This window comes from Micromonospora sp. NPDC047740 (assembly GCF_043204735.1).
In the GTDB taxonomy this organism is placed as follows: Bacteria; Actinomycetota; Actinomycetes; order Mycobacteriales; family Micromonosporaceae; genus Micromonospora.
The window spans coordinates 133,373-146,418 of sequence record NZ_JBIDCT010000014.1 but is presented as its reverse complement, the minus strand read 5'-3'; the positions used below and the strand labels follow the sequence as shown (position 1 = coordinate 146,418).

Here is a 13,046-nt window from a genome sequence, read left to right as displayed (position 1 = left end):
GGGAGGCGACGGCATGAGTGAGCAGAGCACCGGGACCACACTGTCCCGGCGGCGGGCCATCACCCTGGCGGGGGTCGGCGTGGCCGGCGTGGCCGGCGTGGCGGGCGGAGCGGGTGCGCTGCTCGGCGGTGGCGACCACGCGGCGGCCACCGACAAGGCCGCCGGGGCGGTGCCGTTCCACGGCGAGCACCAGGCCGGCATCACCACCCCGGCCCAGGACCGGCTGCACTTCGTCGCGTTCGACGTGATCACCAAGGACCGGGCGAAGCTCGTCGCGCTCCTGCAGGAGTGGACCGCCGCCGCGGCCCGGATGACCGCGGGCAAGGACGCCGGCCTGGTCGGTGCGGTCGGCGGCGTCCCGGAGGCTCCGCCGGACGACACCGGCGAGGCGCTCGGCCTGCCCCCGTCGCAGCTCACCCTCACCCTGGGCTTCGGCCCGGCGCTGTTCCGCGACGCCCAGGGCAAGGACCGGTTCGGCATCGCCGACAAGCGTCCGGCCGCCCTCGCCGACCTGCCGCACTTCGCCGGGGACGCGCTGCGGCCGGAGATCTCCGGCGGGGACATCTGCGTCCAGGCCTGCGCCAGCGACCCGCAGGTGGCGGTGCACGCCATCCGCAACCTGGCCCGGATCGGCATGGGTGTGGTCAGCGTCCGCTGGTCCCAGCTCGGCTTCGGGCGTACCTCGTCGACCTCGCGGGAGCAGGCCACCCCGCGCAACCTGTTCGGTTTCAAGGACGGCACCGCCAACCTGAAGGCCGAGGACGCCACCCTGCTCCGGGAGCAGCTCTGGGCGCAGCCCGGCGACGGGCCGGACTGGATGACCGGCGGGTCGTACCTGGTCACCCGCAAGATCCGGATGTTGATCGAGACGTGGGACCGCAGCTCGCTGGCCGAGCAGGAGCAGATCGTCGGCCGGACCAAGGGCAGCGGCGCCCCGCTGGGGCGGGCCGGCGAGTTCGACGCGCCGGACTTCGCCGCCAAGGGCGACGACGGGCAGCCGGTGATCGCCGAGACCGCGCACGTCCGGCTCGCCCACCCCTCGCTGAACAACGGGGCGCATCTGCTGCGTCGCGGCTACAACTTCGTGGACGGCTCGGACGGTTTGGGCCGGCTCGACGCCGGGCTCTTCTTCATGGCGTACCAGCGGGACCCGCGCCGGCAGTTCGTGCCGATCCAGACCCGGCTCGCCCGGAACGACGCGATGAACGAGTACCTGCGACACGTCTCCAGCGGGCTCTTCGCCTGCCCGCCGGGCGTCCGCGACGCCGCCGACTGGTGGGGTCGCGCCCTCTTCTCCTGATCGCCGCACCCGGGCCCGGCGCGGCCTGGCCCTACCGGTCGATCGCGGGCGCCTCAGCCCACCCGTCCGGAAGCGGGTCGGGTCGGGTCACCCGTCAGCGATCAACGAGGTCCGTTCGGGCCGGCCGGGGCCAGGTGGGTGAGGGCTCCGCCTCGACCGGGGTGGGCTGTCCGCGTACCGGATCGGGTTGGGTGGGGACGGCGCGTGCCGGCGCGGCGGGCCGTAGTGGGGCCGCGGCCGGCGCTGCGGTCGGCGGGCTTGCGGGCGGTGCCGTGGCTGCGGTCGGCGGGGCCAGCTCCGGCCAGAGGGCGGCGGTGACCATTCGGGTACGCCCCAGCCGGTAGGCGGCGCGCCGGCCACGCTCGGCCAGCACGGCGGCCAGGTACGCCGGCTCGGGCGCGGCCCACGGCGGAGGCGGCGAGGTGACCGCGGCGACCTCGGCCCAGAGCTGCCGGCCCAGCCGGCTGCGGTCCGGCTCGGCGAGCTGGTGCACCCGGCCGAGATACTGCCGCACGGCCAGGGCCAACCCGTCGTCCACCCGGGTCAGGTCGAGGCTCCGCGCCCAGCCGAGCAGCGGCGGCACGGCCGGCGGAGCCGGGCGCCAGCTGCCCGCGCCCCGGGTGTGCACCACCAGCGTGCCGGCCACCAGGTCGCCCAGCCGTCGCCCGCGCGGGTCGGTCAGCATCACCGTCACGCTCGCCACCCAGCTCAGCAGCGGCAGCACCAGGCCCGGCCACTCCACCGCGACGCCGACCAAGGCCCGGGTCAGCGACTGGCCGATCCCCACCGGGCCGCCGTCGGCGCGGACCACCCGCAGCCCCACGGCCAGCTTGCCGAGCGTCCGGCCCCCGACGAAGCGTTCCATCAGCACCGGGTAGCCGACCAGCACGACGACCACCAGCACCGTCTGCAACGCGCCGGACAGCGCGGCGTCCACGATGTCCCACGGCAGGCTGAACAGCACCACCGACAGCCCGACGGCCAGCAGCAGCGCCACCGCCAGCTGGGCCAGCAGGTCGATCAGCAGGGCCAGCACCCGGGAGCCCAGCCGGGCCGCCCGGACGTCCAGCTCCACCGCCTCGCCGCTGACCAGACCGGCGTCGGTCGAGCGCGCCGGGGAGGGAGGTTGCGCTCTCACCCGGACAGTGAACACTATGAGCGCCAGACGGGGGAGGCAGCGTGGATGTCGACGCGTACGTGGCGGCGCACGGCGCCGAGTGGCGGCGGCTGGAGCAGTTGACCGGGCGGCGCCGGCTCGACGCGGCCGAGGTCGACGAGCTGGTCGTGCTCTACCAGCGGGCCGCCACCCACCTGTCCGCGCTGCGCAGCCGCGCACCCGATCCGGTGCTGGTCAACCGCCTCTCCCAGCTGGTGCTGGCGGCCCGGGCGCGGATCACCGGCCGGCCCCGGCCGTCCTGGGCGGCGGTCCGCCGCTTCCTCCTCGCCGACCTGCCGGCCGCCCTCTACCGGGCCTGGCCCTGGTGGTGCGGGGTGGCGACCGGGTTCAGCGCGCTCAGCTTCTTCCTCATCTGGTTCGTCGCCGGCCACCCGGACACCGCCGCCGCGTTCATCGGCGAGGAGGCCGCCGGGCAGCTGGTCGACTCGGGCTTCGCCGGCTACTACACCGAGTTCGCCGCGCCGACCTTCGCGTTCCATCTGTGGACACACAACGCCTGGCTCGCCGCGCAGTGCCTCGCCGCCGGGGTACTGGTGGTGCCGGTGTTCTATCTGCTGTGGCAGAACGCGCTGAACATCGGCGTGGTCGGCGGCGTGATGATCTCGTACGGCCGGGGCGACGTCTTCTTCGGGCTGATCACCCCGCACGGGCTGCTCGAACTGACCGGGATCTTCGTGGCGGCCGGGGTCGGGCTGCGTACCGGCTGGGCGTGGATCGCGCCGCCCGCGCACCTGAGCCGCGGCCGGGCGGTCGCCGAGGCCGGCCGCTCAGCGATCGTGGTGGCCGCCGGGCTGGTCGGGCTCTTCGCGGTCTCCGCGCTGCTGGAGGCGTTCGTGACCCCGGCGCCGCTGCCGGTCGCCGTCCGGGTGGCCGTCGGCGCCACCGTCTGGCTGGCCTTCCTGGCGTACGCCCTGCTGCTCGGCCGCCACGCCGCCACTCGCCGGGCATCCCGCGTCCCCGGCGGCGCTGCCCCGGTGGCCCGGCTTTCCGAGCATGAGTGGCCATCCGGCGCGGAACAGCCGCGCTTTCCGTGAAGCTGGCCGGGCCTTGAGCGGACGGTCAGAGTTGGCCGAGGGATTTGAGGCGGAGGTAGGTGTCGGCGACCGTCGGGGCGAGCCGGTCGGCGGGAGCGTCCACGACGGTCACCCCGTGCCGGCCCAGGGCGGCCCGTACCCGGTCCCGTTCGGCCAGCGCCCGCCAGGCCGCCGCCGCCGCGTACGCGTCGTCCGGGCCGGTCGGCGGGGCGACGGTGAGCCCGGTCAGCACCGGGTCGTGGGTCGCCGCGATCACCACCCGGTGCCGGGCGGCCAGCCGGGGCAGCACCGGCAGCAGCCCTTCGCCGAGCGCGCCCGCCTCCAGCGCGGTGAAGAGCACCACCAGGCTGCGTTGCCGCTCCCGGCGCAGCACCTCACCAGCGATCAGTTCGAAGTCGGTTTCCACCAGCGCCGGCTGGAGCGGGGCGACCGCGTCCACCAGGCGGGCGAGCAGCGCGGGCCGGCCGCTGCCGGTGACCGTGGCGCGGACGGAGGCGTCGGCGGCGAGCAGGTCGACCCGGTCACCGGCCCGGGCGGCCAGCGCGGTGAGCAGCAGCGCCGCGTCGATCGCCGTGTCCAGCCGGGGCTCGTCGCCGATGCGTACCGCCGAGGTGCGGCCGGTGTCCAGGACGCAGACCAGCCGACGGTCCCGCTCCGGCCGCCAGGTACGCACCAGCACGTCGGAGCGGCGCGCGCTGGCCCGCCAGTCGATCGAGCGCACGTCGTCGCCGACGACGTATTCGCGCAGGGTGTCGAACTCGGTGCCGTGGCCGCGTCCCCGGGTCACCTGGACGCCGTCGATGACCCGCAGCTTCGCCAGTTTCTCGGGCAGGTGCCGCCGGGAGTCGAAGCGGGGCAGCACGCGTAGCGTCCACGGTGGCGTGGCCGGGTGGCCGGCGCGCTGCCGGAACGCCAGCCGCAGCGGCCCGAGCGAGCGTACGGCCAGCGCCGCGGCGGGCCGGTCGCCACGCCGGGCCGGGGCGAGGCGGACGGGCAGCGCGATCGTCCCGCCCGGCTCGACGGTCAACACCCGTCCCGGCGGTACGTCCGGCCGGGCCCCCGCCGACGGCAGCCAGGCATCGCGCACCTGGGCACGCAGCGTACGGTCGGCGGTGTTGGCCAGGTGCAGGGTGACCGTGGCGGTGCCGCCCAGCCGGATCGCCCGGTCCCCGGTGCGGGTGGCGGTGAGCGCGTGCAGCGGTGCCGCGAGGGCCCAGTCGATTGCGACGAGCAGCAGCACGGCACCGGTCATCACCGCGACGCCGAGGAACGGTGCCGGCCAGGCCGGCAGGGTCGCCGCGCCGATGGCGAGCAGCAGCCCCGCTCGCCAGGTCATCGTGGGGTCGGCACGGTGGCCAGCACCGTGTCCAGCACCGCGTCGACAGTCACGCCCTCCAGCTCCACCTCGGGACGCAGCCGGAGCCGGTGCCGCAGGGTCGGCCGGGCCACCGCCTTCACGTCGTCCGGGGTGACGTGGTTGCGTCCGGCCAGCCAGGACCACGCCTTGGCGGTGTTGAGCAGCGCGGGGCGCCCCGGGGCGAGGCGCCCAGCTCCAGCGCCGGGGTGGCCCGGGTGGCCCGGCACAGGTCCACGAGGTATCCGAAGAGCGGCTCGGCCACGTGCACGCGACCGACCGCCTCCCGGGCGGCGGCCAGGTCGGCCGCGGTGGCCACCGGGCGTACGCCGGCCGCAGCCAGGTCGCGCGGGTCGAAGCCGGCGTGGTGCGCGCGGAGCACGCCCAGTTCCTCGTCGCGGCTGGGCAGCGGCACGGTCAGCTTGAGCAGGAACCGGTCGAGCTGCGCCTCGGGCAGCGGGTAGGTGCCCTCGTACTCGACAGGGTTCTGGGTGGCGGCGACGATGAACGGGTCGGGCAGGGCCCGCCGCTCGCCCTCGACGGAGACCTGCCGTTCCTCCATCACCTCCAGCAGTGCCGACTGGGTCTTCGGCGGCGTCCGGTTGATCTCGTCGGCGAGGAGCAGGTTGGTGAAGACCGGGCCTTCCCGGAAGGTGAACGCGGCGGTGTGCGGGTCGAAGATCAGCGACCCGGTGACGTCGCCGGGCATCAGGTCCGGGGTGAACTGCACCCGCTTGGAGTCCAGGTCGAGGGCGGTGGCCACGGTCCGGATCAGCAGGGTCTTGGCCACCCCGGGTACGCCCTCCAGCAGCACGTGCCCCCGGCAGAGCAGCGCGATCACCAGCCCGGTGACCACCGCGTCCTGGCCGACGACGGCCTTGGCCACCTCGGCCCGCAGCCGGTGCAGGGCGGCCCGGGCGTCGGGCTGCGGGGCGGCCGGTGCGGCGGCGATGACGGGTCCGGTCACCGGGGGTCTCCTTCGGTCGGGTGGGCGACGGTACGGGTCAGGGTGTCCAGGTCGCGGGCCAGGTCCAGCAGTTCCTGGTCGGTGGTCGGCTCGGCGCCGTGCAGCAGCTCCGCCACCCGTTCCGGATCGGCCCCGGCATACGCGGCGACCCGGGCGGCAACTTCGGCCGAGGGCGTGTCGGGCGGCAGGTTGAGCCGGGGCAGCAGCCGGTCCAGCGCGGCGGCGCGCAGGGTCTCGGCGGCCGGGCCCCGGGCACCGGCCCGGCGGTAGAGCCGGGCCCGGCCGAGCACCGTCTCGGCGGAGTGGACGGTCACCGGCAGTGGCTCGGGCACGGGCGGGCCGAGCCGTCGGGCGCGCCAGAGCACCACCAGCAACCCGGCCAGCGAGAGCTGCACCAGCAGTGCCCAGAACCAGGCCGGGAAGGCGTCCCAGAGCGGGTTCTGCCGCGCCGGTGGGCGGTCCGCGCGGTCGTCGTCGAAGTCCCTGCGGGCGCCGTTGCCGTCGCCGTTCCCGGCGGTGGGGCTCGGCGACCAGCCCGGTCCGCTCGGCGCGGGCGCCGGGGCCGGCAGGTCGAGCCAGACCAGCGGTCGGGGGCCGCCGAGCAGGCCGGTGGCGAGAACCCGGTTGCCCCACTCGTCGATGCGGTCGTTGCGGAACGGGTCGCTGGCCCCGATCACCACCACCTCAGTGCGCCACGGCACCCGGACCAGCCCGCCGGAGTAGCAGCGGTCGACCGGCGCGGCGCCGCGGGCGGCGTACCGCTGGCGGTCGGCGGCGGCCGTGCCGGCGCGGGCGGCCTCGGCCAGCCGGCAGGGGTGGCCGTCGGCGTCCGGGGAGGTGGCCCGGGTGGCCCAGCGGCTGTCGGTGCGCCCCAGCGGCAGGTCCAGCTGTTCCAGCATCCGGCGGGGCGGGTCGACCAGCACCAGCCGGCTGCCGGTGGGCAGGTCGGCCAGGGCGGCGACGGTGGCCGGGTGCACCAGTTCCGGGGCCGGTACGAAGAGCGTGGCCGGGCCCAGCCCGGTGGCCAGCAGCGCCTGGCTGGGGTCGGTCTCCCGGCGTACGGTCACGCCCTGCTCGCGCAGCGCCTCGGCCAGCCGGCTGCCGCCGTCGTCGTCGGTGGTGACCGGGGAGAGGAAGCCCTGGTCGGTCGGGTCGGGCTGGTCGACGGCGTGGAACACCAGGGTGGCCACGATCAGCAGCACCGCCAGCCCGAGCGGGATCAGTAGCCGGTGCCGGGGTCGTCGGGGTCGCGGCGGGGCGACCGGGTGGGTCGGGTCGAGGGTGGTGGTCACCGGGGCTCACCGTCCCGGGCCAGCTCGCGGTGCAGGTCGGTGGCGAGGTCGCGCATCCGGCGGTCGTGCTCGGGCGTGGCCGGGCGTTGCGCGTACCAGAGGTCGGAGAAGATCGCGCCAGCGACGTGCAGGGTGGGCCGCACCCCGGGCCGGACGTGGGCGGCAGCCGTGGTCAACTCGGTGACGGTCATCCCGGGGCGCGGCTCCACGACCCGCCGGTCGACCAGCGCGCGGACCATGTCGCGCAGCCGCTCCCGGACGGCTTCGGCGTAGCGGCCCTCGGCGGCGAGCCGGTCGGCGAGGCTGGCGAGACCGGGTGCCGCCGGCTCGGGCGCCCGGGGCGCGGGTACCGGGACGGCCGGGTCCGCCGGTCGGGCCGCCCGCCGCCGGCGCGGCAGCCGGAGTCGGGGCAGCCGCAATCTGGGTAGTCGCAGCCGCGGCCGGCGTAGCCGGGGGATCCGCAGCCGCGGCCGGCGCAGCCGCGGCCGGGGGAGCCGGCGTGGCACCCAGGCCGGGAAGAAGTACCAGGCCAGGGCGGCCAGCAGCGCGGCGAGCAGCAGGAGCAGGGCGGCCAGCGGCAGCGGTACGACGTCCCCGAGCGCGGCGACCGCCTCGGTCCACCACCGGCTCACCGCTGGACCGCCAGCAGGACGGGTTCCGGGGTGCCGGCCGGGGCGCGGGAGAGGCGGATGTCCAGGCCCTCGGTGCGCATCCGGGTCTCCAGGTGCAGGACCGCGTCGAGGCAGGCCAGTGCGGGGTACGCGAGCGCGTTGACGGCGACCCAGGCGGCCGTGGCGACCGGCAGCGCGTACGCGTCGAGGTCGAACAGGCCCAGCAGCCCGAGGCCGTGGTAAACGCCGAGGCCGATGCCGAGCCGGATCAGCCACCAGCCCAGGTAGCCGAGGAGCCGGATGCCGGCGGCCCGCCCGCCGGCGCGGAACGCGAGCGCGAGCGCCCGCCCCGGCGCCCGGTACGCGGGCAGCCGGTCCACCACCAGCGCCGGGACGACCGCGCCGAGCAGCCCGTACGCGACGAACCAGGCCGGCCCGGTCAGCCCCGCGAGGCCGACGGCGAGGCCGACCCCCGCGGCGGCGAGCAGGGTGGCGCCCCACCGGGCGCCGCCGGGGCGCAGCAGTTCCCGCGGCCCGGCCCGGCGGCCGAGCAGCGCGGCCCCGGCGCCTCGGGCGGCCGGGTTGCCGAGCAACGCGATGATCAGCGCCTCGGTCCCGGCGCCGAGCGCGAGCAGCAGCCAGAACCAGCCGAGCCGGTCGGGATCGAGCCAGTACGCCGGCGGGCGCGCGTCGGCCAGCACCCGCAGCGGGTGCAGCAGGGCCTGCTCGGCGAGGGCCAGCAGGACGGCGAGCGGGACCAGCAGCCGGGCCTGGCCACGCAGCAGCAGGACGGCCGAGTCCAGCAGTTCACCCACCGTCAGCGGGCGGCGCGGGAGCACCGCGGTCGGGCCGACGTCGGGCACGCGTACTCCTGGCGGACGGGCGACGGGTGGCGGGCGGCGACACGCCCGAGGGATCATGGTTGCACGGCAGGTCCGATTCCGGTGGACCCGTCCACCGCGGGCGCGCCACGCTGGGCATCCGCGCGGTCAGCGGTGGTGTCGGGCCGTTCCCGGCAGTACCGTGCCGTGATAACGCCGAACCCTCCTAACCGAACGGGGATGGAACGATAAACCCCATGAGAGCCCGGGTACTGGTGGTCGACGACGACCCCGCGCTCGCCGAGATGCTCGGCATCGTCCTGCGCAGCGAGGGTTTCGTGCCCTCCTTCGTCGCGGACGGGGAACGGGCATTGGCCGCATTCCGCGACAGCCGACCCGATATCGTCCTGCTCGACCTGATGCTGCCCGGTATGAGCGGTATCGACGTGGCCCGGGCGATCCGGGCCGAGTCGGGCGTGCCGATCGTCATGCTGACGGCCAAGAGCGACACCGTGGACGTGGTGCTCGGGCTGGAGTCCGGGGCCGACGACTACGTGGTCAAGCCGTTCAAGCCCAAGGAGCTGGTGGCCCGGATGCGGGCCCGGCTGCGCCGGGGCGAGGACGTCGCACCCGAGCTGCTCACCATCGGCCCGCCCGGCAACCAGATCACCATCGACGTGCCGGCGCACACGGTCACCCGGGACGGCGAGGAGGTGAAGCTGACGCCGCTGGAGTTCGACCTGCTGGTCGCGCTCGCCCGCAAACCGCGTCAGGTCTTCACCCGCGAGGTGCTGCTGGAGCAGGTCTGGGGCTACCGGCACGCCGCCGACACCCGCCTGGTCAACGTGCACGTCCAACGGCTGCGGGCCAAGATCGAGCCGGATCCGGAGCGGCCGGAAATCATCCTCACAGTGCGGGGCGTGGGCTACAAGGCGGGTACCGGATAGCCTGGTCATCACTGTGGTGACCGCCCTGCCCCCCGACTCGCCGACCGTCGCGTCCCGCCGGCTCCACGCCGCGCGGGCGCTCTGGCGTGTCCTCGCCGCCCGGGCGGCCCGGCTGGCCGCCAGCGCCCACCAGACCTGGCGGCGGTCGTTGCAGCTGCGCGTGGTGACCATCACCCTGGTCGCCTCCAGCCTGCTGGTCGGCGGGTTCGCCTACCTGATCGCCGACAAGATCACCAGCATCCTGCTGGAGAGCGCACAGACCGACGTCGAGCTGCGGCTGCAACACGGCAGCGACTACGCGGGCAAGCAGTTCCGGACCTTCAACCAGCCGCAGGAGGCCCAGTTCCAGGACACCCTCGACGGCACGGTCAACTACCTTGCCGGGGGTGACCCGACCCAGACCAACGGCGTGGTGGTGGCCATCACCGGGGCGGGCGTCATCGCCCGGACGTCCCCGGCAACCGACATCGGACCCCTGATCAGCCCGCAGTTGCGGGCCTCCGTCGCCGCCGGCAACGTCGCCCACCAGATCGACACCGGGACGCTCGGCGGCCGGCGCACCAAATACCTCGTGTACGGCTCGCCGGTGCCGACCAACTTCGGGCAGGTGGAGCTCTACTACGTCGTACCGCTGGACCGGCAGGACGCCGCGGCCCGAGACGCCCGGGCCACCGTGGTCGCCACGGGGGTGGCGCTGGTGCTCCTGCTCGGCCTGCTCGCCGCCCTGGTCACCCGGCTCGTGGTGACCCCGGTACGGGTGGCCGCGCGGACCGCCCAGCGGCTCTCCGCCGGCCTGCTCGACCAGCGCATGGTGGTCAACGGCGAGGACGACCTGGCCCTGCTCGCCGCCTCGTTCAACCAGATGGCGACGAACCTCCAGCGGCAGATCCTCCGGCTGGAGGAGATGTCCCGGTTGCAGCGCCGCTTCACCTCGGACGTCTCGCACGAGCTGCGTACGCCGCTGACCACGGTCCGGATGGCCGCCGACCTGATCTTCGCCGAGCGGGACGGGTTCGACCCGGCGGTGGCCCGCAGCGCCGAGCTGCTGCAGGCCGAGCTGGACCGGTTCGAGGAACTGCTCACCGACCTGCTGGAGATCAGCCGCTTCGACGCCGGCTTCGCCATGCTGGACGCCGAGCCGACGGACCTGGTGCCGGTGGTGCACCGGGTGACCGAGCGGCTGGCCGGGCTGGCCGAGCGGGTCGGGGTGACCATCGAGCTGGACCTGCCGGACCCGCCGGTGATCGCCGAGGTGGACCCGCGCCGGGTCGAACGGGTGCTGCGCAACCTGATCGGCAACGCGGTCGAGCACGGCGAGGCCAAGCCGGTCCTGATCACCCTCGGCGTGGACCAGAGCGCGGTGGCGATCACGGTGCGGGACCACGGCGTGGGCCTGAAGCCGGGCGAGGAGAAGCTGGTCTTCAACCGCTTCTGGCGGGCCGACCCGTCCCGGGCCCGGCAGACCGGCGGCACCGGCCTCGGCCTGTCCATCAGCCTTGAGGACGCCCGGCTGCACGGCGGGTGGCTGGAGGCATGGGGCGCGCCCGGTAAGGGTGCCCAGTTCCGGCTGACGCTGCCCGCCCGCGCCGGCGATCGGCTGACCACCTCCCCGCTGCGGCTGGTGCCGGCCGACGCCCCGCTGCCGTTCGGCGGCCCCCGCGACGGCGGCCTGCTGGCCATCGGCCCAGGCAGCGACGGGGCGCTGGCGATCGGGCCGGCCGAGAGCGGTGACCGGGCCCAGGTGAACTCGTGAGGCGGCGGCTGCTGACCGTGCTGCTGGCCGGCATGCTGCTGCCCGCCGGGCTGGTCGGCTGCGGCATACCGGACCGGACCGAGGTCCTGGTCGACGGCCGGGGCCCGGCGGCCGGGGCCGGCTCGGTCAACGGCAGCGGCAGCCAACCGCCCGCACGCAGCACGACCACCGACGCCAGGGAATACATCAACGACTACCTCGCCGCCGCCGCAGGGGAGCGGGACGGGGCGTACGACCGGGTCAAGAAGTTCATCGCGCCCGAGGCGCGGAGCCAGCTGAAGAAGAAGCAGCCGAGCGGCGATATCGAGCTGACGGTGGTCCGGCCCTTGCCGCCCCTGGAGACCACGCTGCTGGCCGAGGACGTCAAACAGGTCACGGTGCGGGTGCAGCAGGTCGGCGTGCTGCGGGCCGACGGCACGCTCGCGGCCCCGGTGGCCGGGGAGACCCAGTACGTGTTCAAGCTCGGCCCCGCGGAGCCGGCCGACCAGGGGCTGTGGATCACCGAGCTGCCGGACGTACTGCTGCTCAGCGACACCGCCCTGGCGCGCTACTACAGCACGCACACCATCTACTTCTGGAACACCGACCAGAGCCGGTTGGTGCCCGACTGGCGGTACCTGCCCTCGACGTTGCCGGACGAGCGGCGGGTCACCGAGGTCGTGAAGTGGCTGACCAACGGGCCGTCCGAATGGCTCGCCCCGGGGGTGAGCAAGGTTCCCCCCGGCACCGCCCCGATCAACAACGCCACCGGGTCCGACGGGCGCTGGGAGGTCAACCTGACCATGCCGGCCGCGAACGACGACCGGCTGTCCCGCCTGGCCATCCAGCTCGCCTGGTCCCTGCCCCCGAACTGGACCGGCCAGCTCGACCTGAAGATCCAGAACCAGAAGCGGCTCACGGTCGACCTGAAGCAGGAGCGGGCGGCGAATCCCGTCTATCCGCCGCTGCGGGCCCCGGAGCGGTTCTGTGTCTACGATGCGGCGATCCATCCGCTCGCCATCGGCAACGAGCCCGTCGGCTCGGTGCCGGTGGCGCCCGCCGCCAACCGGAACGTGGTGTCGGCGGGACTCAGCCGCGCCGGCGACAAGGTGCTGGCGGCGCTGGTGGTGACCCGGCCGGACCGGAAGCAGCTGCTCATGGTCGGTACCGGCCCAGCCCCGGTGGCCGAGTTCCACAGCAGCGAGAAGCCGTTCCGGTCGATCGGCCGCCCGATCTGGCTGCGCTCCCTCGACGCGGACCACCCGTTCGGCCTGGTGGTGGCCGACGGCAAGCTCTACCGGTTCGACAGCGGCGCCGGGATGAGTGAAATCCTCGTTCCCGGCCCGGTCACCGCGGTGGCCGCGTCGCTCGACGGTCACCGGATCGCACTGATCATCAATGGCGCGCTCTACGTCGTGCCGGTGAGCGTCGATGGCGGCCTGGTCAGCGTGGGTCAGCCCCGCCAACTGGTCACCCGGCTCACCAACATCACCGCCGTCGACTGGTACGCGGAGAACCAGCTGGTCTTCGCCGGCAGCGACGGGCGTCAGCCGGCGATCTACCAGACCACGGTCGACGGGGCCGTGGAGTACGCGCTCAAGCGGGACACCGGCGCGCCGGTGTCCCACCTCGCCGCCTTCCCGGGCGGCGCGGTCGGTCCGCTGCCGGCCATGTCCTTCATGTACCAGGCCACCCTGGCCTACCGGAACAACCCGTTCGAAAAGATCGAGCGGGAGCAGGTGCGGGACGTGGCGGCCAACGCCAAGGCGTCGGATCCGACCGCCCCCTTCTTCCTCTACTGAGAGGTGCCG

General features: G+C 74.9%; 10 protein-coding genes and 1 pseudogene. 5 read left to right on the top strand and 6 right to left on the bottom strand.

The window, feature by feature from the left end:
- Positions 1–13 precede the first annotated feature (13 nt).
- Complete coding sequence (gene efeB, locus ACGF4F_RS25385) at positions 14–1,300, top strand: iron uptake transporter deferrochelatase/peroxidase subunit (protein ID WP_357436576.1); 1,287 nt, start codon at positions 14–16, stop codon at positions 1,298–1,300.
- A gap of 94 nt (positions 1,301–1,394) precedes the next feature.
- Here the strand turns inward: efeB and ACGF4F_RS25380 are convergent, their stop codons facing one another.
- Positions 1,395–2,438 (bottom strand): RDD family protein, encoded by a 1,044-nt coding sequence (locus ACGF4F_RS25380; protein ID WP_357436578.1) that lies wholly within the window; start codon positions 2,436–2,438, stop codon positions 1,395–1,397.
- Positions 2,439–2,479: 41 nt separating this feature from the next.
- Between ACGF4F_RS25380 and ACGF4F_RS25375 the strand changes: the two genes are divergently transcribed.
- On the top strand, positions 2,480–3,511 hold the full coding sequence (locus ACGF4F_RS25375) for a stage II sporulation protein M (protein WP_357436579.1): 1,032 nt from the start codon (positions 2,480–2,482) through the stop codon (positions 3,509–3,511).
- A gap of 25 nt (positions 3,512–3,536) precedes the next feature.
- Here ACGF4F_RS25375 and ACGF4F_RS25370 read toward each other — a convergent pair whose 3' ends face one another.
- The 5 genes and pseudogenes from ACGF4F_RS25370 to ACGF4F_RS25350 all read right to left on the bottom strand — a co-directional run bounded on the left by ACGF4F_RS25370 (position 3,537) and on the right by ACGF4F_RS25350 (position 8,598).
- A complete protein-coding gene (locus tag ACGF4F_RS25370) occupies positions 3,537–4,847 on the bottom strand; it encodes a DUF58 domain-containing protein (protein WP_357436580.1) in 1,311 nt (436 codons plus the stop codon).
- Positions 4,844–5,817 (bottom strand): annotated as a pseudogene (locus ACGF4F_RS25365) (AAA family ATPase). Before ACGF4F_RS25365 ends, ACGF4F_RS25370 begins: the two are co-directional and overlap by 4 nt.
- Positions 5,818–5,828: 11 nt before the next feature.
- Complete coding sequence (locus ACGF4F_RS25360; RefSeq protein WP_393080850.1) at positions 5,829–7,124, bottom strand: DUF4350 domain-containing protein; 1,296 nt, start codon at positions 7,122–7,124, stop codon at positions 5,829–5,831.
- Complete coding sequence (locus ACGF4F_RS25355) at positions 7,121–7,756, bottom strand: DUF4129 domain-containing protein (protein ID WP_393080847.1); 636 nt, start codon at positions 7,754–7,756, stop codon at positions 7,121–7,123. Before ACGF4F_RS25355 ends, ACGF4F_RS25360 begins: the two co-directional genes overlap by 4 nt.
- Positions 7,753–8,598, bottom strand: a complete 846-nt coding sequence (locus ACGF4F_RS25350; protein WP_357436587.1) for a hypothetical protein — start codon at positions 8,596–8,598, stop codon at positions 7,753–7,755. The genes ACGF4F_RS25355 and ACGF4F_RS25350 overlap by 4 nt, the downstream gene beginning before the upstream one ends.
- 215 nt (positions 8,599–8,813) lie before the next feature.
- Here ACGF4F_RS25350 and mtrA point away from each other — a divergent pair, with 215 nt between their 5' ends.
- From mtrA to ACGF4F_RS25335, 3 genes are read left to right on the top strand one after another with little or no spacing between them, the layout of a single operon-like run.
- Positions 8,814–9,503, top strand: coding sequence for an MtrAB system response regulator MtrA (gene mtrA, locus ACGF4F_RS25345; protein ID WP_073832804.1), 690 nt, complete (start codon positions 8,814–8,816; stop codon positions 9,501–9,503).
- A gap of 13 nt (positions 9,504–9,516) precedes the next feature.
- Positions 9,517–11,256, top strand: coding sequence for an MtrAB system histidine kinase MtrB (gene mtrB, locus ACGF4F_RS25340; RefSeq protein ID WP_393080842.1), 1,740 nt, complete (start codon positions 9,517–9,519; stop codon positions 11,254–11,256).
- On the top strand, positions 11,253–13,037 hold the full coding sequence (locus ACGF4F_RS25335) for an LpqB family beta-propeller domain-containing protein (protein ID WP_393080839.1): 1,785 nt from the start codon (positions 11,253–11,255) through the stop codon (positions 13,035–13,037). Before mtrB ends, ACGF4F_RS25335 begins: the two co-directional genes overlap by 4 nt.
- Positions 13,038–13,046: the final 9 nt, after the last annotated feature.